18 protein-coding genes are annotated in these 21,193 nt (G+C 67.2%); 10 read left to right on the top strand and 8 right to left on the bottom strand.

The window, feature by feature from the left end; genetic code table 11:
• Positions 1-2 precede the first annotated feature (2 nt).
• Entirely contained in the window at positions 3-2,498 is a 2,496-nt protein-coding gene (gene secA2, locus ACWDPV_RS20105) for an accessory Sec system translocase SecA2 (protein WP_449744368.1), read from the bottom strand.
• A 152-nt stretch (positions 2,499-2,650) separates the two neighbouring features.
• Between secA2 and ACWDPV_RS20100 the strand changes: the two genes are divergently transcribed.
• Positions 2,651-4,150 carry a hypothetical protein gene (locus ACWDPV_RS20100; protein ID WP_449744367.1) on the top strand — a complete coding sequence of 500 codons (1,500 nt, stop codon included), beginning with the start codon at positions 2,651-2,653 and terminating at the stop codon, positions 4,148-4,150.
• Positions 4,151-4,159: 9 nt separating this feature from the next.
• Here the strand turns inward: ACWDPV_RS20100 and ACWDPV_RS20095 are convergent, their stop codons facing one another.
• Positions 4,160-5,317: a hypothetical protein gene (locus tag ACWDPV_RS20095; protein ID WP_449744366.1), complete on the bottom strand. Its 1,158-nt coding sequence runs from the start codon at positions 5,315-5,317 to the stop codon at positions 4,160-4,162.
• A gap of 53 nt (positions 5,318-5,370) precedes the next feature.
• Here ACWDPV_RS20095 and ACWDPV_RS20090 point away from each other — a divergent pair, with 53 nt between their 5' ends.
• The 4 genes from ACWDPV_RS20090 to ACWDPV_RS20075 all read left to right on the top strand — a co-directional run bounded on the left by ACWDPV_RS20090 (position 5,371) and on the right by ACWDPV_RS20075 (position 8,173).
• Entirely contained in the window at positions 5,371-5,910 is a 540-nt protein-coding gene (locus tag ACWDPV_RS20090) for an META domain-containing protein (protein ID WP_449744365.1), read from the top strand.
• Positions 5,911-5,985: 75 nt separating this feature from the next.
• Positions 5,986-6,975: a malate dehydrogenase gene (locus tag ACWDPV_RS20085; RefSeq protein ID WP_449744364.1), complete on the top strand. Its 990-nt coding sequence runs from the start codon at positions 5,986-5,988 to the stop codon at positions 6,973-6,975.
• 63 nt (positions 6,976-7,038) lie between these two features.
• On the top strand, positions 7,039-7,866 hold the full coding sequence (ppk2, locus tag ACWDPV_RS20080) for a polyphosphate kinase 2 (protein WP_449744363.1): 828 nt from the start codon (positions 7,039-7,041) through the stop codon (positions 7,864-7,866).
• A gap of 7 nt (positions 7,867-7,873) precedes the next feature.
• On the top strand, positions 7,874-8,173 hold the full coding sequence (locus tag ACWDPV_RS20075) for a DUF503 domain-containing protein (protein ID WP_449744439.1): 300 nt from the start codon (positions 7,874-7,876) through the stop codon (positions 8,171-8,173).
• A gap of 25 nt (positions 8,174-8,198) precedes the next feature.
• Here the strand turns inward: ACWDPV_RS20075 and mug are convergent, their stop codons facing one another.
• Complete coding sequence (gene mug, locus ACWDPV_RS20070) at positions 8,199-8,777, bottom strand: G/U mismatch-specific DNA glycosylase (RefSeq protein ID WP_449744362.1); 579 nt, start codon at positions 8,775-8,777, stop codon at positions 8,199-8,201.
• A 33-nt stretch (positions 8,778-8,810) separates the two neighbouring features.
• On the opposite strand from mug, the gene ACWDPV_RS20065 reads away from it, so the two are divergent.
• The 3 genes from ACWDPV_RS20065 to poxB all read left to right on the top strand — a co-directional run bounded on the left by ACWDPV_RS20065 (position 8,811) and on the right by poxB (position 12,150).
• Positions 8,811-9,200: a hypothetical protein gene (locus tag ACWDPV_RS20065; RefSeq protein ID WP_449744361.1), complete on the top strand. Its 390-nt coding sequence runs from the start codon at positions 8,811-8,813 to the stop codon at positions 9,198-9,200.
• Between the two features lie 81 nt (positions 9,201-9,281).
• Positions 9,282-10,406 (top strand): baeRF11 domain-containing protein, encoded by a 1,125-nt coding sequence (locus tag ACWDPV_RS20060; RefSeq protein WP_449744360.1) that lies wholly within the window; start codon positions 9,282-9,284, stop codon positions 10,404-10,406.
• 10 nt (positions 10,407-10,416) lie between these two features.
• Complete coding sequence (poxB, locus tag ACWDPV_RS20055) at positions 10,417-12,150, top strand: ubiquinone-dependent pyruvate dehydrogenase (RefSeq protein WP_449744359.1); 1,734 nt, start codon at positions 10,417-10,419, stop codon at positions 12,148-12,150.
• A 6-nt stretch (positions 12,151-12,156) separates the two neighbouring features.
• On the opposite strand, the gene ACWDPV_RS20050 is transcribed toward poxB, so the two are convergent.
• From ACWDPV_RS20050 to ACWDPV_RS20030, 5 genes are all read right to left on the bottom strand, one after another.
• A complete protein-coding gene (locus ACWDPV_RS20050; protein ID WP_449744358.1) occupies positions 12,157-13,488 on the bottom strand; it encodes a DUF4185 domain-containing protein in 1,332 nt (443 codons plus the stop codon).
• 151 nt (positions 13,489-13,639) lie between these two features.
• Positions 13,640-14,452 carry a shikimate 5-dehydrogenase gene (locus ACWDPV_RS20045; protein WP_449744357.1) on the bottom strand — a complete coding sequence of 271 codons (813 nt, stop codon included), beginning with the start codon at positions 14,450-14,452 and terminating at the stop codon, positions 13,640-13,642.
• Between the two features lie 303 nt (positions 14,453-14,755).
• Positions 14,756-15,175, bottom strand: coding sequence for an NUDIX hydrolase (locus ACWDPV_RS20040; protein WP_449744356.1), 420 nt, complete (start codon positions 15,173-15,175; stop codon positions 14,756-14,758).
• A gap of 4 nt (positions 15,176-15,179) precedes the next feature.
• A complete protein-coding gene (locus ACWDPV_RS20035; protein WP_449744438.1) occupies positions 15,180-17,606 on the bottom strand; it encodes a Tex-like N-terminal domain-containing protein in 2,427 nt (808 codons plus the stop codon).
• Positions 17,607-17,705: 99 nt separating this feature from the next.
• A complete protein-coding gene (locus tag ACWDPV_RS20030) occupies positions 17,706-18,707 on the bottom strand; it encodes a hypothetical protein (protein WP_449744355.1) in 1,002 nt (333 codons plus the stop codon).
• A 110-nt stretch (positions 18,708-18,817) separates the two neighbouring features.
• On the opposite strand from ACWDPV_RS20030, the gene ACWDPV_RS20025 reads away from it, so the two are divergent.
• Entirely contained in the window at positions 18,818-20,671 is a 1,854-nt protein-coding gene (locus tag ACWDPV_RS20025; RefSeq protein WP_449744354.1) for an acyl-CoA thioester hydrolase/BAAT C-terminal domain-containing protein, read from the top strand.
• A gap of 128 nt (positions 20,672-20,799) precedes the next feature.
• Positions 20,800-21,162, top strand: a complete 363-nt coding sequence (locus ACWDPV_RS20020) for a hypothetical protein (RefSeq protein ID WP_449744353.1) — start codon at positions 20,800-20,802, stop codon at positions 21,160-21,162.
• Positions 21,163-21,193: the final 31 nt, after the last annotated feature.

Genomic DNA, 21,193 nt, shown 5'->3' with positions numbered 1-21,193 from the left:
GGTCACCGGAAGATGCCGATGATTCCCTGCAGCGTCTTGGCACCACCGGAGGCGAAGAGGTTGTCGTGCACCATGTAGGTCCACGTCATCGTCGACCGATGAAGATCGGAGGCGCCGAGGTCGACGCCGTCGGCGGTGATGACGGCATCGCGGAAGGTGGTGCGGGACTTCTCGATCGCACGCTCCGGCAGTTCCCCGAACTCTTCGAGGATGAGCCGGTGGAATTCGTCGAGCGGGCTCTCCCGACCGATGGCCCGCAGGTGGATACTGGCCCGCACGTCGGAGACGAAGGCCAGATGATCGGCCCACTCGCGGTCGAGGTGATAGAGCATGATCTCGCGCGCGGCCTGTTCGAGGACCTTCTCGTCGATCGGTTCGACCGGGGCCCAGTCGGTGCCCTCGGTGTCAGCGGGGGGCTCGCCATCCGCGGATGTCGTCGCCTCACTCTTCGCCGCCTCGGTCTTCGCCGACTCGCCCTTCGCCGTCGCAGCCGCCGCGTCATCGTCGGTGGCGGCGTCCTCGGTGCTCACCGCGACCTCGGTCGACTCACTCTCGGTCTTCTTCTCGGCGGTACCGGTCAGGACCGCATATCGCTCGGGTTCGAGATCTCGCAGTTCCTTCACCGCCGTGTCGGTGGTCAAGATCTCCATGCGCCGCTTCACCACAATCTCGCGCTGCTGGTTGACCAGCTTGTTGTAGCGCCAGGTGTTGGCATGCAGTTCGAGCATCACGCCCTCGGCGACGCGTTGCGCCTGTTCGATCAGGTCGATGCCCTTGGCCCCCATGAAGCCGTCCTCGGACTGTGACACCGGATCCCGCTTGAAGGAGAGGTTGCGGGTGACGACGGGATCCTCGAGGCTGCTGAAGAACACCGAGGTCCCCGGGTCACCCTGCCGTCCCGCGCGCCCACGCAACTGGTTGTCGAGTCGTTCGGTGTCGTGGCGTCCGGTACCCACCACGCACAGGCCGCCCAGTTCGACGATCTCCTCGCGTGCATCCTCGTCGTCGCTGGAACCGCCGAGCCGGATGTCGGTGCCGCGTCCGGCCATCTGCGTCGACACGGTCACCGCATCGCGGGCGCCGGCCTCGGCGATGATCTTGGCCTCCTCCGCGTCGTTCTTCGCGTTGAGGACCACGCACGACACCCCGGCCTTGTCGAGGAAGTAGGCGAGTTCCTCGGACTCGGCGACGTCATGGGTACCGATGAGCACCGGCTGACCGGTCTCGTGGACCTCCTTGACGTAGGCGACGACGGCCTCGACCTTGTTGGCCTTGGTGTCGTAGACGCGGTCGGGCAGATCCTCGCGCACGTTGGGGGTGTTGGGCGGGATCTGGGAGACGCGCAGATCGTAGAACTGCCGGAACTGCTCGCCCGCGGCGATGGCGGTACCGGTCATGCCGCAGACCTTCGGGTAGCGCCCGATGAGTGCCTGCACCGTGATGGTGTCGATCACCTCGCCGGAATCGGTCTGTGCCAGACCTTCTTTGACCTCCACCGCCGCCTGCATGCCGTCGGGCCACCGCTGCAACTGGGCGACCCGGCCGCGGGAGGCGTTGATCAGGTGGACGCCGCCGTCGCGCACGATGTAGTGGACGTCGCGCTCGAGCAGGTAATGCGCATGCATCGCGACATTGACGTGGACGAGGGTGGTGCCGACGTGTTCCTCGTCGTAGAGATTGATCCCGCCGAGTTCCTCCTCGACGAAGACCGCACCCTCGTCGGTCAGCGACACATTGCGGCCATCGACGTCGACCTCGTAGTGCTTGTTCTTCATCCGTGCCACCACGTCGTGGATGGCGGCGTCGGGGACCTCGACGTCGGTGGAGCCGGCCAGCACGAGCGGGATCAGCGCCTCGTCGACGAGCACCGAGTCGGCCTCATCGATGATCGCGACGTCGGGGATCGGCGACACCAACTGATCGGCGGACACGACGAGCTGATCACGCAGCACGTCGAAGCCGATCTCGTTGACCGAACCGTAGACGACGTCGCCGTCATAAGCGCGCTTGCGCTCGTCCCGGGACGAGTTCTCCGACACCGCGTTCACCACGATGCCGAATGCATCGAACAGCGGACCCATCCACTCGGCGTCGCGGGTGGCGAGGTAGTCGTTCACGGAGATGACATGGACGCGATGCCCCTCGAGCACGTAGCCCACGGCCGCGATCGCACCCGCAAGGGTCTTGCCCTCACCGGTGGCCATCTCGATGACGTCACCCTCGAGGAGTCTCAGGGCGCCCTGCAGCTGCACGTCGAAGGGACGCATGTCGAGGGTTCGGTCGGCGGCCTCGCGCGCCAGTGCGAGGAACTTTGCCCGGTCGCCGGCGTCGGACCCGATGTCGAGGTTCTCACCCTCGGAACGGAAGTCGGCACTGTCGAGTTCGGCGGCCCACTCGGTGTGGGCATCGGCATCCTTGAGCAGGCCGAGCGACTTGGACTGATTGCGTGAACTCTGGGCTCCCAGCAAACGCCACATGCTGTTGGTCAGCTTTCCCACCGAGCATCTCTCCTGCCACTTGATCTCGAGAAAGAATCGCCGTCCACGGTACGCGGCACCCCTACGGCGGCGAGAGGCGCCGTATCATCTTCGACACCGGTATCCGTCCGGGACCCTTCTCGACCGCCATGCCGCGACCTGCGAGGACTGCGATGAACCGGATCACGGTGCGTGTCATCCGATCGGCGGTCGCCGGTGCGATCCTCGCCATGGGCATCGGTCTGGGTGCGTTCAACCCGTGGTGGGCCGCTCTCGTCGTCGGCGTTCCCCTCGTGATCGCCGGGGTGGCCCTCATCCCGCGCGCCACCCGGACATCCGAACTGCCACTGTTCCGACGAGGCGTCACCGAGAACGCCGTACCCATCGAGGTCTCGGCACTGACCCGCAGCACCCTCGCCGCCGGCGACGACCAGCCCACGCTGGTGACCGCACACATCACGCCGCGCCACGACACCGCATACGACGCCCGCTGGATCTCGGCGATGTCGCGCGCGCATTTCGACGCGGTCGCCGCCGATCCGACGACGACGCTGCCACCCGAGCAGTTGCCGCCCCGCAGCGGCACGTCCCAGGGTTTCGCGTCCTCACCCGGCGCCCGCGCCCTCCTCTACCCGGCGGTGGCCGCGACCGTCGGCGCCGCGGTGCTGTTCGGCATCCCGACCGCGGTCTGGGATGTCGACGCCCCGATCGGATCACCGGGATCGCTGTTGCGCCTCGGCGACGAGACAACCCTGGATCAGCGCCGCGACCGGTTGCTGTCGGCCGTCGCCGCGTCCGGTCCGACGGCGTCGACCAACATCTTGTCGCTGACCTTCGCCGACGGCTCGGATCGGGCCGAGATCTACGACCCGGGCACCGGTGAATCCGTCGGGCTGTGGGTCGACGGAGACACGGTGCGGCAGAGCCGTTCGACCACGACCCTGCGCAGCGGCAGCACCTTCGACGCGACCGAGGTCGCCGCGACGAACATGACCGCGATCGCCGGTGAAATGGAGCGTCGCACCGAGGCGTTCGCCGGCTCGGTGGACTTCGCCGATCTGCGGGTGGCCCGACCGAGACCCGACGACGGCGTGCTGCTCACCGGGACGTTCGAGAATCCCGAGCAGATCACCGATGACCACGTCATCGAGGCCACGCCGCAGGGCAACGTCGCGTCGTATTTCGAGCCGGGCGACTTCACCGCCGCGTTTTCGGTGTTGCGTGCCGCCCTCGCCGATGCCGGGATCCCGACGGATGGGCCGGTGTTCACGAGGTGGGAGATCCGCGGGATCGCCGACAACACCCCGATCATGTACGCCGGACAGATTCAGAACAGCGGCGGTGCGCTGGCCGAGTTCGCCACCGGCACCACCGACGGGCAGGTGTCGGTGGTGCCCGGTCGATTCCCCGAATTGACCACGCGCCCTTCAGATTACCGACCTCCGGGGTTCGCGATCGACAACGTGACCGCGGCGGCCTTCGACTCCGTGCGGCGCCAGGCCATGGTCCGTGGCCGGGTCGAACCGGTCGACCGCAACGCCCTCGACATCCAGGCCACCACCGACTTCCGCTCCGACGGGGTGCCGGTGATCCAGGTCGCGATCGGCGATTCCGACGGATCCGAGGGCACCTACACCCTCGGCGGCGGGTTCCTCCACGCCGGATATCACTGACGCCGGGTATCACCGACCGTGCGACGCCGGCGGCTCCGTCGTCGCCACACCCGCCGTCGCATCGAGTTCGGCGACGGCGGCCTGCGGCGGGTGCAGGCTCCCACGATCGATCAGGTCGCCGACGATGGTGCGGACGCGGGTGTAGGCATCCTCCGCGTCCTCGGTGTTCTCGCCCTGGGCGTGCCGGTACAGGCGCAGCGCGGTGGTCATGTCGTCCTGGTCGGCGGCCTGCAGATACCGCGTCCCGATGCGCCGGCCGTCGCGTTCACAGGTGACCCAGGAGCGACGCAGGCTTTCCACCGCCCGCTGGTAGGCACCCGCGCGGTCGCGTGACCCCGGATACCGTTCGGTGCGCAGCGCATCCGCGTTCTCCAGCGCGAGCTGGAAGTTCTGCACCTGATCCAGGGTGACGTCGGTGACGGCGGGATAGGCGAGCATCATCGCGGGGTCGGTCTCATAATTCCCGTAGGCACGGAGCACGTCGTCGTGTCGCCGGGTGGTCTCCTCCCACAGTCGCCGGGCCGCGTCCTCGCTCCCGGCGTCGACGATCCGTGGCCCGGAGATCACCTCAGAATCCGACAGGCTCACCTGCGAGGCCGATTCGGCCGGCGTGCGGCCCCCGTCGCCCATCCGCGACGGGGTTCCGGGTGCCGCCACCCGGAGACGTTCGACGGCGCGGGCGGCCGCCGGGTCACTGTCGGCGACCACCACACTCCACCGCTCGATATCCTCGTGGCCGTCTTCGTCGGCGCCGAAGCCTGTCGTGGATGCCCGGGTGGTGAAGACCATTGTCAGGTAACGCATTCCACCGATCACCAGGGTGCGGCCACCGATCTCGGTGCGAGTGGCCACCGGCCCGAGCGTCGCCGACACCAGCTGCGACAGTCCACGGCTGGTGACACCGTGCTCCTCGGTTCCGAAGTACACGCTGTCAGCGTCGACGCTGAGCAGTACCGCGCCGCGGGGCAGCATCCGACTCAGCGCGGTCGCGGCCAGCGACACCACCACCAGACCCGCGGTCACCCCCGCCGTCACGAGGCCCGGCGCACCGAGAGCGGGCATCATCACCAATGCCACCAGACCCGCGACGAGCGAGGCCGCGGCACCGTAGGAGCAGACCTGATGCAGCCCGCGGGTGTACTCGGTTCGAGCGGTCACCGACACCATCCTCGCCACCTCCCACCGTGTTCGAGCGTCGTCACTGGACTACCGTGTGTGCCGTGAGCACCGAGGACCCGAGCGCGCCCATCGATCGGACTCCACCCACCCTAAATTCGGACACGTCGCAGCGAAACCCCGGGCTCGGTGCACGTGTGGTCGGCGCGACGCTGACGATGGCGGCGATCCTGGGCGTCACGGTGGTGGCGGTGTCGGTCGCCATCGCCGTGGGTCCGGATGCCGGCGAGGAACCGGCGGTACCGACACCCCCACCGGCCGGCTCGTCCTACAGCTCGGTGTCGGTGACCGGGAAGCCGATTCCCGGCGGTGGCCCGTTGACCGTCGCGTTCCCCGACACCGGTCGGATCGCGCTCGGCGCCGGATGCAACCGCCACATCGGTGCCGTCGACTTCGGCCCGGATTCGGTGACCATCGGTCAACTCGCGTCGACGCTCATGGCCTGCCCACCGCCCCGAGACGCCGCCGACGCCTGGCTCTCGGACTTCGCCCGCGGCCCGCTGACCTGGCGGCGTGACGAGACCACGCTGACGCTGTCCGGCCCCGACTCCACCGTGGTCCTCACCGAGGCACCACCCACCTGAACCGACCGCCACGCCGAACCGACCGAACACCGACAACCCGCTGGCCATCACTTTCCACCAGAGAAGGACTTCATCATGGCTGAACTCTCCCCCGCCGTCGTCACCGTCACCGGCGCGGCCGGCAGCATCGGATACGCCTCACTGTTCCGGATCGCCGCCGGCGCGATGCTCGGACATGACCGCCCCGTCCGGCTGCGTCTGCTCGAACTCCCGCATGCCGTCACCGCGGCCGAGGGCACCGCGATGGAACTCGAGGACGGCGCCTTCCCGTTGTTGCAGTCGATCGACATCTTCGACAACGCGCGATCGGCCTTCGACGGCGCACAGTTCGGGCTGCTCATCGGCGCGAGGCCACGCTCGAAGGGCATGGAGCGCGCCGATCTCCTGGCCGCCAACTCGGCGATCTTTGCCGAGCAGGGCAAGGTGATCAATGAGGTTGCGGCACAAGACATCCGCATCATCGTCGTCGGCAATCCGGCGAACACCAACGCCGCCGTCGCCGCGGCGCACGCTCCGGATGTCCCCGCGGAACGGTTCACCGCCCTGACCCGACTGGACCACAATCGCGCCATCGCCCAACTCGCTCGGCACACCGGTGCGCCGGTGCGTGAGATCAGCCGGGTCTCGATCTGGGGCAATCACTCCGCCACCCAGTACCCCGACATCTTCCACGCGCAGGTGGGTGACGTGTCGGGCACACAGGTCGCCGAGGACGAACGGTGGCTGGTTGACGAGTTCATTCCGACCGTCGCCAAACGCGGCACGGCCATCATCGAGGCTCGGGGCGCGTCGTCGGCGGCCTCGGCCGCCAACGCCACCATCGATCACGTTCACGACTGGGTTCTGGGAACGCCTGACGACGATTGGACATCGGCCGCGCTACCGTCCACGGGCGCCTACGGCATCCCGGAGGGCATCGTGAGTTCGGTTCCGGTGCGGGCGGTCGACGGTCGGTGGGAAGTGGTGGACGGGTTGGCGATCAACGACTTCTCGCGTGCCCGGATCGACGCGTCGGTGGCCGAGTTGCAGTCCGAACTCGACGCGGTGGCCGCGCTGTCGTCGTAACCGGGACGGCGCGTCGCGGCGTCGCCCACCCACAGAACCCGCGCGCGGCTTATCCTGTCCCGCATGGCAAAGAAGGAGAAGTCGGGCAAGGCGAAGATATCCAACAAGGTCTATGAGGCCGAGTTGTTCCGCCTGCAGACCGAGTTGGTGAAGCTCCAGGAATGGGTCCGCGAGTCCGGCTCGCGCGTGGTGGTCATCTTCGAGGGCCGCGACGCGGCCGGCAAGGGCGGCACCATCAAGCGCATCACCGAGTATCTGAGTCCCCGCGTCGCGCGGGTGGCGGCCCTGCCCGCGCCCACCGACCGGGAACGGGGACAGTGGTACTACCAGCGATACGTGGCCCATCTGCCTGCCCCCGGTGAGATCGTCCTGTTCGACCGGTCCTGGTACAACCGTGCCGGTGTGGAGAAGGTGATGGGGTTCTGCACCCCGGAGGAGCACACCCGATTCCTGCGCCAGACACCGATCTTCGAGCAGATGCTCATCGACGACGGAATCCTGTTGCGCAAGTACTGGTTCTCGGTATCCGACGAGGAGCAACTGCGCCGATTCCGCGGCCGCATGAACGACCCGGTACGGCAGTGGAAGCTGAGCCCGATGGATCTCGAATCGGTCTACCGATGGGAGGACTACTCGCGCGCCAAGGACGAGATGATGGTCCACACCGACACGTCGATGAGCCCTTGGTACGTGGTCGAGTCCGATGTCAAGAAGCACGCGCGACTGAACATGATGTCGCATCTGCTCTCGACCATCGACTATCACGAGGTTCCGCTTCCCAAGGTGTCGCTACCCAAGAAACCGATCGAGACCGGCAACTATCACCGGCCGCCGCGATCGCTGTCGAAGTACGTGCCCAACCATGTCTCCACTCTGATGGGCGATGTCTGAGCCGAGGATGTGGATCGGGTTCGCGGAGTTCGACTATCTCCTCGGCGACGTCGGCTCCCTCAAGCACAAACGGTCGGTGATCCGACCCGTCATCGCCGAGATCCGGCAGCGCTTCTCGGTGTCGGTCGCCGAGGTGGATCATCGAGATATCCATCGCCGCACGGTGATCGGCGTGTCGGTGGTGTCCGGCGACCGCGCGCACGCGGTGGAGGTCCTCGATGCAGTGGAGCGCTATGCGGCCGCGCGACCCGACGTGCAGTTGCTCTCGGCGCGCGTCCGGGTGATCGGCTCCGACGACGTCGGGTAACCCGCCGAATGCTGCCGCGTGCGGTTCAGTCGGACGAGCGCTCGAGGATTCCGGCCTCGACGGCGACCTCCCGGTACGCCTGCGCCAGCGAGTCGACGGTCTCGTGGGCGTTGAGTCCACTCGGATTGGGCACCGCCCAGACCGCAGCTCCGTCCCAGTCCGACGGTTGTCTGCCGAGTTGCGCGTGCCGGTCGCCGAACGCGTCGCGGTAGGCGGTGATCCCGGCGACGGCCACCACGCGTGGCCGGACCCGGCGCACCCGATCCCGCAGCGCCGCACCGCCGCTGCGGAGTTCGGCGCGCGTCAACTCCGCGGCGGTGGCGGTCGCCCGCGCCACGACATTGGTGATGCCGATACCGCGGGCGAGCAACTGCGCGGCGTCGTCGGGGCGCATACCGTCGGATGCGTCGATGACGTGGTCGACGATCCCCGCCCGGGCCAGTGCCGGGAAGAAGCGATTACCGGGCCGGGCGAAATGCGCACCGGTCGCCGCACTCCAGAGCCCGGGGTTGATGCCCACGAACAGCAACCGGCACCCCGGACCGATCAGGTCGTCGATCTCGACACCTCGGTAGGCGAGCAGTTCGGATCTGGTGTAGCCCACACACCGACGGTAGCCGGGTGCTTGGATGACAGCATGGTCGCCGACCCAGATGCGGTTCGCCGGGTGCTCGTCGTGGACGCCGCCAATGTGGTGGGTTCGGTACCCGACGGCTGGTGGCGCGATCGGCGCGGTGCCACCGAGCGTCTGCGCGACGCACTGGAACCGGTGGCCGTGACCGGACTCGCAGGACTGGCGGGCCCGCTCCACGTCGTGCTGGTGGCCGAGGGCCGCGCACGAGGCATCCACTCGACCGAGGACGTGGAGGTGGTCGATGCGTCGGGATCCGGTGACGACGCCATCGTCGACGTGGTGCGTGGCCATCCCGGCGCGGCGGTCACCGTAGTCACCGCGGATCGCGAATTACGCAGGCGAGTAGCACAATTGGGAGCTTCGGTCATCGGTCCCTCGGCGGTGCCCCGCTGAGATCGGACACACCGGCCCGCGGCGGATGTCTACAGTGGGAAGCACGCCACACACGGACGACCGACGAAGGACGGACACGACATGGCCCGATACGAACTCCCCACCCTCGACACGCTGCGCGAACTCGCCACGGACCGAGACCATGCGATCACCATCTACGCGGAGACATCGCCGGCGCCCGATGGTCGTGAGGGCAGTTATCTGACGGCGAAGAGTGCGTTCGATCGCGCGGTCCGGACGCTGCGCGACGACGGAATCCGCCATGCCACCGAAGAATCTCTGCGCGACCAGTGGGAGAAGGTGCGCACCGACGAGGCGTGGTCACGGCTATCCCGCTCGGTGGCGATCTTCCTCACGCCCGACACGTGGGAGTTGTTCGTCCTGCCCAATCATCTCGAGAACCAGATGCAGGTGGGGTCGCGCTTCGATCTCGGTCAGCTGGTCCGCGCGGTGGTGTCGCCGCAGTCGGCGTATGCGCTGACGCTCTCGGCCAATGGGTGGAACCTGTGGGAGGCCACCGCCACCACCGTGGCCACCGAGATGGAGCTGACCGGCGACTACGGTGCCGACGCCGCCGACGCCACTCATCGCGCCACGATTCGCGACCGTGGACACGTGCGTCGGCTGGTCGGCGACGAGGGCAAGAAGGTGCTGCTCGATCAGTACGCCCGGCGGGTTGTCGACGCCGTGAAAACCGAACTCGCCCACCGAGATCCCGGACGCACCCAGCCGCTGTTCCTCTTCGCGACCGACCCGTTGCTCGATCTGTATCGCAACGCCGAGAGCACGCGGAAGGTAATCGCCGTTCCCGGTGCACCCGACGAACTCCGCGCCGATCAGGTCGACGCGGCGATCCGGGCGCAGCTACCCGATCTCAACGCGGCCACCAACAATGCACTGCTCGAACGGATCTCGGACGGCACGTCGGCTGGTCTGGTGGCCACCGACCTCGACGACATCAGCCGGGCCGCGGCGAGCGGTGCCGTTGCCACCCTCGTCTACGATTTCACCGTCGACGTGCTCGGTAGCGTCGATCCCACCACCGGCTCCCTCACACGTGACGAGAGTGGATACGACGTGCTGTCCTCGATCGTGATCACCGTCCTCGATCGCGGGGGCGAGGTCGTCGCGGTCCGCGACGCGGAGATCTCCAACTCCCTGTGGAACGGCGTCGCCGTCGCCGCACTCCGTTATCCGCTCTCCTGAGAGGAATCCGATGGCTTCCACCATCGCTGACAATCTGGTCGAGACAGTCAAGGCCTCCGGGGTGACCCGGGTCTACGGAATCCCCGGCGACTCGCTCAACGGTTTCACCGACGCGCTGCGCCGTGACGGCTCGATCGACTGGGTCCACGTCCGACACGAGGAGGCGGCCGCGTTCGCGGCCTCCGCCGATGCCGCACTCACCGGTGAGCTCGCGGTCTGCGCCGGAAGTTGCGGACCGGGCAATCTCCACCTGATCAACGGACTCTACGACGCGCACCGGTCGCGGGTGCCGGTGCTCGCGATCGCCGCGCACATCCCGGCACCGGAGATCGGCAGCGGCTACTTCCAGGAAACCCACCCGGAGCGCCTGTTCGCCGAATGCAGTTCGTTCTGTGAGATGGTGTCGACGCCCGAGCAGATGCCGCGACTGCTCGACATCGCGTTGCGCACGGCCATCGAGACCCGCGGTGTCGCGGTATTGATCGTGCCCGGCGAGATCTTTCTGGCCAAGGCGTCAGGACGCCGGTCCGGTGCCCCGATCCGCGCCATTCCCACCGTGGTCACCCCACCCGAAAACGAATTGCGCAGGGTCGCAGGACTTCTCGACCAGTCCGAGCGGGTGACGATCCTCGCCGGCGCCGGAGTGGCGGGGGCACACACCGCTCTGCTGGATTTTGCCCGGACCCTGCAGGCACCGATCGTGCATGCGTTGCGCGGCAAGGAGTTCGTCGAGTACGACAATCCCTTCGACGTCGGGATGACCGGGTTGCTCGGCTTCTCCTCGGGGTATCGGGCGATCGAGCGATGCGACACCCTGGTGATGCTGGGCACCGACTTCCCCTATCAGCAGTTCTATCCGTCCGAGGCGACCATCATCCAGCTTGATGTGCGGGGTGAGCAGATCGGCCGACGGACCCCCGTCGACGTCGCACTGGTCGGCACCGTCGCCGACACGCTGCCCGCGTTGACGGCCCTGTTGAGCGGCGCCCGATCATCCGACCATCTGCAGGCGGCACGCGATCACTACCGCAAAACCCGTGCGGCACTGGACGACCTGGCCGTCGACGACGGCAAGACGCCGATCCACCCGCAGTATCTGACCAGGTTGCTCAGCCGCCACGCAGCCGACGACGCGGTGTTCATCCCCGACGTCGGGTCACCGGTCGTCTGGGCGGCCCGGTACGTGCAGATGAACGGTTCCCGTCGGCTGATCGGTTCGTTCACGCATGGTTCGATGGCCAACGCCCTCTCGCAGGCCATCGGTGCCCAGGCCGCGTTCCCGGGGCGGCAGGTGATCGCGCTCGCCGGCGACGGCGGCCTGACCATGCTGTTGGGCGAGTTGATCACCCTGACCCAGAACCGATTGCCGGTGAAGGTCGTGGTCTTCGACAACTCGTCACTGAACTTCGTCGAGGTCGAGATGAAGGCGGCCGGATTCGTCAACTACGGAACCGATTTGGTGAACCCGGATTTCGCCGCGATGGCGACATCGATGGGGATCTTCGGAAGACGGGTCGAGCAACCCGGCGATCTCGAGGCCGCCGTCGAGGAGTTCCTCACCCACGACGGGCCGGCCGTGCTGAACGTGGCCACCGCCCGTCAGGAACTGTCGATTCCGCCGACTGTGACCGCGGCCCAGGCGAAGGGATTCACCCTCTACGCCATCCGTACCGTGCTGTCCGGCCGGGGCGACGAACTCGTCGACCTCGCCGAGACCAACCTGTTCCGACGCCTGTTCGACTGACGACCGCTACTTCGGCACCTTCGACAGGTCGCTCCGGACCAGCATGACGTTGTAGTCACTCCACCGGGAAGCGTTGAAGTACAGGTCTTTTCCGCTGCCGGTGAGCGCGGGCGATTGGGGCAGCATCATGGGCCCGTACAGCACCACCGCGCCCGGCTCCACCAGGGTGAACGCCGAACTCCACGGCCCCTCGGGCTTGTCGGCGGTGCGAATCCGAATGCCGTTGTCCCCGTCGAGCATGATGTATTTGTTCAGATAGGGACTCCACGACACCGAGGCCTCGGTGACCGGCGAAGGTACGATCTGCGACGTGCCTTCGGGGATTTCGCTGATCGTGTCCACCCATCCGTCGCCAGTGCCCGTCCAGTACTGATATTTGTCCAGGTCGAGAATATCGTTGGGATGGAACCGCGCCAGGAACGCGGCGCCGAAACGTCCGTTGGGCGTGCCCAATTGGTACACCCACTCGCTGTCGGCTCCGTGACCTCGGAAGTATGCGTTCTGCTGGAACTTGCCGTTGTTGGTATCCAATGGCCGCCAGCCTTCTGGCAACTCGAAGTCGACCGGCGCGTTGATGAGGATGGTTTTTGTGTCGGTGGTCCACGTCTGCCCGTTGTCATCGGAGTAGGCGATGGCCGAGAAGTTGGTGACCCAGTTCCCGGCCGAGCCCCACGACCGCACCGACATGTAGTTCATGTACTGCCGGAAACCGGGGCCGTCAGGTTTCGGCAGCGAGATGGCTGCGGTGGGGATCGTGGTCACCTCGACGCCCTGAAAACCGACTGCCGAGATCAGCTGCTGGGCGTAGGTGGGCCGGTCGGCGGTCACCACACTTCCCGACGTCGTGGAGTTCGGGTCCGCGGCGGGCACGGTGATCCCGTCGGCCAGGTTCGTGTCGTTGGTCCGCAGCAGCACGTTGTGTCGCCACTGCTGACCTGTAGCCGAGCAGTCGCCGAAGGTGTCTCCGAAGGCCATCAGGGTCTGTCCGTCGCCGTTATCCCAGCTGACGCCGAGATCGGTGCCCGAGATCGTGAAGCGGCTGAATGTCAGATTGGGACTGCGGGGGCCGGTGACCCACGCGACGGTGCGTGAGACATCGGTGCGGTAGTACGGCAACGCACCCTGCGGACCGGTGCTGGGATTCGACGAGCTCCCCGACCCCAGGCCCAGTGAACCCAGGTCCAGCGATCCGCTGGAGCCACTCGACCCGGAGGACCCGTTGCCACACGGAGACGCAGCGGCGGTCCCGGTAGCCAGCAGTGACGCGCCGACCATGGTGGCCGAGACAGCCAACGCACACGCCACCACCCGAGTGGGCCCGATTCGCCGTCGATTCATCCGGTGTCGTCTCCCAGCCCCGACACAGCGGTAGACCGTGACGGAAGTGATTGATGTTACTGATGTGACATCAGATCAGATGGAGAGCACCGACCTCGGTCAACTCGATCACGATTCCGTCTCAGCTTGGAATCACCTGTGACGGCGCTGATCACTCGGCCCGCGAGAACTCCGACGCCCGGGCCACCTGTTCGGCCGTCAACGCGACCCCGGTGTACTTCTCGAACTGTGCCGCCGCCTGCAACGCGATCACCTCGGCGCCCGTGATCACCTCCTTGCCTGCCGCGCGTGCCGCCGCGATCAGCGGCGTCTCGGACGGGAATGCCACCACGTCGAAGACGACCCGCGCTGCCTCGATGACGTCGCCGTCGAAGGCCTGGACCTGCGCGTCGGCACCCTGCATACCCAGCGGCGTCACGTTGACGACAATGTCGGCTCCGGCGACAGGTGCGGGGATGAACCGGTAGCCGTACTTGTCCGCGAGGGCGCCGCCCGCGACCTCGTTGCGAGCCGCGACGGCGACGTCGGCGAATCCGGCGTTGCGGAATGCTCCGGTCACCGCCTTGGCCATGCCACCGGAACCCTGCACCAGAACCGTTGCGTCGGAATCGAGTTCGTGCTCGACAATGAGGGTGGCAATCGCCTCCACATCGGTGTTCGACGCGGATAGGCGCCCGTCGTCGTTGACGATCGTGTTGACCGACTCGACGACCGATGCCGATTCCGCGATGTCGTCGACGAGCGGGATCACGGCCTCCTTGAACGGCATCGACACCGAACACCCGCGGATGCCCAACGCGCGAACGCCGGTGATCGCGCCGGCGATGTCGTCGGTGGTGAACGCCTTGTAGATGTAGTTCAGCCCCAGCTCGTCGTACAGGTAGTTGTGGAACCGGGTGCCGATGTTGGACGGCCGCCCGGCCAGGGAGATGCACAGCGTCATGTCTTTGTTCAGGATTGGCACCGACTCAGGCTAGCCCAGGAGCACCGGCAGAGGTCGTGTCCCCGGGCCGGGCTTGTCCGCCGGGCCGTGGGCGCGGGGTGGGTTCAGGAGGTGTCGAGACCGTCGTGGAGTATGGCGGCGAGGACACTCGACAAGCCCGGCCCGCGGACACGGCCCTCCGTGTCGACGGAGCTCAACGCGGCGGCCAACGCCCTGGGACGGCTCGACCAGCGGGATGGGCGATCGAACGGCGGGATGGGCGATCGAACGGCGGGCGAGCGCCAACGCGGGCTATCGCCAGCCGGCTTCCCGCCCGTCGGCGGGTCAGCGCGACCGGAGCAGCGGGATCACGTGGTCGCGCAGCAGCGGTGCGAGCGGTTTCTCGCGGTCGATGGGATCGATGGCCAGCCAACGTACTTCGGCGATCTCGGCGCCCGGCTCGGCGTGGGGCATCGCCGGATGGGAAAAGAGGCTCGCGCGCACCTCGTAGCCTGCCTCGTTGGCAGCGGCAGCGGTGAACTCGCCGAGTGCGGTGAGTTCCTCGGCGTCGAGCCAGACCCCGATCTCCTCACCGCACTCGCGGACGGCGGCCTGCCGAGGCGTCTCGCCGGGCTCCGGTTTGCCGCCGGGCAGCATGAACAACGCACTACCCGACTTGCGCACCGTCAGCAACGCACCCGCGGCGTCACGGAGCACCACGGCACTGACGACGATGACCCGCTCGGCGGCCGGATCGACGGGCATCAGATCAACGGCCGAAGCCGGCGTCGCGCAATGCCTGTGCCATCGAACCGTTCGGTGCGGACTCGCGCCGACGATCGTTACCGCCCTGTCCCCCACGTCCGGACTTGCTGCGCCCGTTGCCGTTCCGCTGTTCGCGCCGATTCTGCTGTGCCCCACCGGCACCCTTGTCGCGGGCCTGCGGACCGCCTCCGCGACGTGCCTCGCCCTTACCGCCGGCGGACCGCGCATCGTCGTTGAGCCGCAGACTGAGCCCGATCCGTTGCCGCTCGACATCGACGTCGACGACCTTGACACGCACTACCTGACCCGACTTCACCACCTCATGCGGATCCGAGACAAATCGGTCGGCCATCGCGGAGACGTGCACGAGCCCATCCTGATGCACCCCCACATCCACAAAGGCACCGAAGGCGGCGACATTGGTGACGACGCCCTCGAGCACCATCCCGGGCCTGAGATCGGCGACCTTCTCAACGCCGTCGGCGAACGCGGCGGTGGTGAAGGCGGGACGCGGATCACGACCGGGCTTCTCGAGTTCGGCGAGGATGTCGGTCACCGTCGGCACGCCGAAGCGATCGTCGGCGAACTCGACCGGACGCAGGCCACGCAGCGTCCGCTCGTTTCCGATGAGCTCGGTGAGCGTCACCCCGGAGCGGTCGAGGATGCGGCGCACCACGGGGTATGCCTCGGGATGGACACCCGAGGTGTCCAGCGGGTCGTCTCCACCGCGGATCCGCAGGAACCCCGCGCATTGTTCGAATGCCTTGGGGCCCAGCCGCGGAACGTCCAGGAGGGCTTTGCGGTTGCGAAACGCGCCGACGCTGTCCCGGTGGGCGACGATGGCCTCAGCGAGAGTGGTGGTCACCCCCGAGACTCGCGACAGCAGCGGAACCGACGCGGTGTTGAGGTCGACACCGACGGCATTCACCGCGTCCTCGACCACCGCGTCGAGGCTGCGGGCGAGGGTTCCCGGAGTGATGTCGTGCTGATACTGGCCGACGCCGATCGATTTGGGCTCGATCTTGACCAACTCGGCCAGGGGATCCTGGAGTCGCCGGGCGATCGACACCGCTCCGCGGAGTGACACGTCGAGCGCCGGCAATTCGTGGGAGGCGTATTCTGAGGCCGAATAGACCGATGCACCGGCCTCACTGACCATCGCCTTGGTGGGCGCAGCCGCGCCGGAGCGTTTGATGTCGGCGATGAGTTCGGTTGCCAGAGCATCGGTTTCGCGGGATGCGGTGCCATTGCCGATGGCGATCAGATCGACACCGTGGCGCGCCACGAGTGCCCCGAGTGTCGCCTTGGCCTGATCCCATTGCTTCTGCGGCTGATGCGGATAGATAGCGCAGGTGTCGAGGACCTTTCCCGTCGAATCGACCACGGCGACCTTGACTCCCGTACGGAACCCAGGATCGAGGCCCAGAGTGGCGCGCTCGCCGGCCGGCGCGGCCAGCAACAGGTCCTTGAGGTTGGTGGCGAAGACCGCGACCGCGGCCTCTTCGGCACGCTGCCGCAGACGCACCCGTGCGTCGACGGCGGTGGACACCATCAGTTTGGTCCGCCAGGCCCACCGCACCGTCTGCGTCAGCCAGGGAGTTCCCGCACCGGGGTGCGAGGTGTCCACACCCAGGGTCGCGGCGACCATCGCCTGGTAGGCATCGTCCTCGCCGCCATCGAAATCGAGCGAGAGCACCTCTTCCTTCTCACCGCGCAACACCGCCAGCACACGATGCGACGGCATCGTGTCCAGCGGCTCGGAGAAGTCGAAATAGTCCCGAAACTTTTGTCCCGCAGGCGACGTGGCTGCCTGCTCGGATCGCGGCGTGGTGCGCAACGCCCCTTCGGCCCAGAACTTCTCGCGTACCGCGCCCACCAACTCGGCGTCCTCGGACGCCCGCTCGATCACGATGTGACGAGCGCCCTCGAGTGCGGCCGCCGCATCGGCGACATCGTCGGACAGGAACGCGGTCGCAGCCTCCTCCGGGACGAGCGCGGGATCGGCGAGCAGCCGGTCGGCCAGCGGTTCCAGACCCGCCTCGCGAGCGATCTGGGCCTTGGTGCGCCGCTTGGGTTTGTACGGGAGATAGATGTCCTCGACGCGGGACTTGGTGTCGGCGGCCACCAGTGCGGCGCGGAGCGCGTCGGTGAGTTTGCCCTGTTCCTCGATCGACGACAGAACGGCGGCCCGTCGCTCGTCGAGTTCGCGGAGATACCGCAGCCGCTCGTCGAGGGTGCGCAATTGTGCGTCATCGAGGCTTCCGGTCACCTCCTTGCGGTAGCGCGCGATGAACGGGACCGTCGACCCGTCATCGAGCAACCGCACGGCCGCGGCCACCTGATTTTCGCCGACCGCCAATTCCTCGGCCAGACGCGCGTTGACTGTTTTCACTCCGGGTACTACTGGTGCGCTCGAACTCACCCGCAGCACCCTACCGAAGACCACCGACAGGCTCGGCGCCCGGCGAGGTGTGTCGGGTCCTCGGCGTCCCCGCCAGGGACTCGACATCCGCGCCGGGGACTCGAGGTCTCACAGACCGTCGCCGCGCAGCGCCGCCTGGAACTCCGGAGAGGAGTAGAAGGGGGCGAACTGACGCCGCAGCAGAGGTTCGAGCATGCCCCGCTCGTCGAGGCGGGTCAGAACCACCGGCCCGAACCGCAGTCCCTCCTCGATCAGATCTGCCCGACCGATCCCCAGGTCGGCCAGCAGGTCGGTGAGAGCGACCGTGCCGTATTTGTCGAAGACGTGGTCGATGCCCTCGTCGAGCAGGGGTCGGAAATAGTCGGTGTCACGGAACGACTTCCAGAATTCGAAGGCCACCACCACCAGGTCTTCGACGTCGCCGGGTTCCAGCACGTCACGGAAACGGCCGATCACCTCATCGGAGCGCTCCCGCCAGAGCTCCCGCGCCGCGGCACCGAGGACGTCGTCCCCGTCGCGTTCGACCATCATCGCCAGACGACGCATACCGATCCGGGCCACCCGCTCCACGCCGGATTCGAGCACCGGAACCGCCGGTGCGGCCACTCGGGTGACCGCACGGATCAGCGCCGCACGCACCCCGCCGGTCTCGCCGTCTGCCCGTCGTTCCTCGATCGCGGCATCGAGGGTCTGCGTCACGAGCTCCACGCAGGCGTCCATTGCGGCCGGACTCTCGATGACCTGGGTGGCCAAACGCCGGACAAGACCGGTGTCGGTGATCGCGGCGACCAACGCGTCGAATTCGGCGGGGTCGGCGATGTCGGCGAGTCGGTACTCGTCATTGGCCCGGTGCCGGTAGATGCGTCCGCCGATCTCGCCGACCAGCTCCGGGATGGAACCCTCCACCGGCATCTGCACCGTGTACTTGTGCGCGACGAGTTTGATGAGCTCACGGGTGACCACATCGTCGAGAGTCAGTGTCGCCGCGTCGTCGAGGAACGCGTCGACGGCCTCCACCACCAGGCTGCCGTACTCGGCGGGCGTCAGCAATTGGCGTCGGGTGAAGGCGATCTGGGCGTCGAGAAGTCGTTGCGCCACGTCATCGCTCATGGGGATCAGGGTGTCACATCCGTCGATCTGCCGTGATTGACCCACGCTCCACAACGCGCGCGGCATACCATTTCCACGCAGGGTCGGCATCGATCACGGAGGTGTTCGGAGTGGGTTTTCTGATCGGCTTCTCCCCCTGGATTGTCTACTGGATCCTGGTGGGCAACATGCCGTTCCGGGGAGCGGTGCTCATCGCCCTGGGACTCTCGGCACTTGCCGTGGTGATCAACCGGGCGCTCCGTCGCCCGTGGCATTCCCTCGAGGTGGGCGCGGTCGCGGTGTTCGTCGTGCTCTCGGCATTGTCGTTCTCGGTCAGCGACGCCTTCCTGGAACGCTGGCTGCAGCCACTCGGAAATGCCGGGATCTTTCTGGTCGCCCTGGTCGGTCTGCTTGTCCGACGACCATTCGTCCGCGAGTACGCAACCGCATCGGTCGATGCGGCGACCGCGGCCACCGACGGATTCCGAGTCATCACCACCGCCATGACCTGGATGTGGACCGCGGTGTTCGGCCTGATGACCGTGGCCTCGCTCATCCCGCCGATCGTGCAGGGCGACGCCACCATTCGCGACGGCGGCTCGACTCTGTCGATCATCTGTTACTGGGTCCTCCCCTTCACGCTGATGGGGATCGCCGGCACCGCGTCCGGTGTGTTCCCGGCCTGGTTCGACAAGAAATCGGCACAGATGGCACGCCGGGACGCGTCGCTGGCACCGGGAAGCCCGGTGCCTCAGCCACCGGCGCAGGCGGCATCCATCGACCCGCGGCTCGGGGTGGATGTCCCCCTGGACTCCCGCCACGACGAACCATTGACCATCACTCTCGAATCCACCGGTGAGACGGTTGATGTCACCACGACCGCCACCGACCTGTATGGCGGGCTGTGGCGCTGGTCCACACGCGCGGACGGTTCGGCCCAGGTCACGAATGTCCCGATCTGGGCGATGGAGTTCGACGGACCCGCCGATCACGCCGACCTGTTCATCCCGCCGACCGAACCGTGGCTCGTTCGGGTGGAAGCCAGGGCCGGAGATCGCCGCACCGCGCTCACCTGCCGACGACACCCGGTCGCAGCCGGCGTCGAGGTCACCGACGTCCTGGTCGACGGGCGGCCGGGCCTGCTTGCAACACCCACGTCCGCGATCGGACCGGCGGTGGTGTGTTTCGGCGGCTCGGAGGGTGGGGTGGACTCACAGCGTGCGATGATCGGCGCCCTGGCGTCGCGCGGTCACACCGCACTCGCGTACGGATGGCTCGATGACGACCCCGAGGCCGCTCCGGTCAGCGAGATCCCGCTGGAACGATTCGCCTCGGCGATCGCCTGGCTGTGCGCTCGCAGTGGTTCATCGGTGGCCGCGGTGGGCCTGTCCCGGGGAGCAGAAGGACTGACCGCGACGCTCTCCCATCGAGCGGATCTCGGTGTGTCCCACGTGATCCTGCTCAGTCCCAGCAGTGTCATCTGGCAGGCCATCGGCCCCGACGGGGAAATACCCGGCACGTCGTCGTGGACCCTCGACGCCTGGCCATCTCCCTTTGCCGCGCTGCCCACCGGCGCACTGATGCCACAACTGGTGGGCAATGCGTGGCGATTGTCGCGCGACATCGGCGCGGGGCGGCCAACCGTGCTGCGACTGCACCCCGCCTACGACGAGGGGCTGCGCAGAAGCATCGCCCCCGAGGCCCAGCTGGCATCCGAGCGGATCACCTGCCCCATACTGTGCATCAGCGGCTCCGACGATGCGCTCTGGCCGTCCGAACGCATGGCCGATGCCCTCCTCGGCCGACGAAATACATCCTCGGACAAACACATCCGATATGAGGGCGCCGGCCACTTCCTCCGCCCGGGACTGTTCCCGACGACCGTGCAACTGGCCGGCGGGATCGACTTGGGCGGGCGTGCGGCAGAGCACGCTTCGGCATGCCTTGCCCTCACCGACGACATCGTCACATTCATTGCCGGATGACGGGTTCGATGACCGAGTGACCGAGTGACCGTCGGTGCGACACGGCGTGTAACAGCACCATCGTCAGCGCGATGAAGAAGGGGAACGACCAAGAGCACGAGTCACCACCACTCGAGAGGATCGTCACGATGTCTTTTACCCTTCGGCGCCTCGGCCTCGGCCTCGCCACCACAGCGATCACCCTGACCGCCGTCTGCGGCGGAGCCTCGATCGCACACGCCGCACCGCTCGAGGGCTTCACCTACACACCGTGCAGCCAGAAGTTCCGCACGCCGGTGGACCTCACGAAACCGGAACGGCCGATCTATCTCAGCCCCTACGGCACCGCCGGGATCTACTGCTTCACCATCTCGGGCAACCGGTCGGTGACCTACCTACAGCGCGGACCGTTGGGCGATTGGCACTACATGTATCCGTTCGCGCCGAACGCGTACTACATGCAGCTCATCGCCAGCTACCCGCCGTCGACGACGAAGCCGTTGCCGCGCTGACCAATTCGCATCGGACCGCGATACCCGGAGA

The sequence above is a fragment of the Gordonia sp. NPDC003504 genome (assembly GCF_053587995.1).
This window is presented reverse-complemented; position numbering and strand designations above follow the sequence as displayed.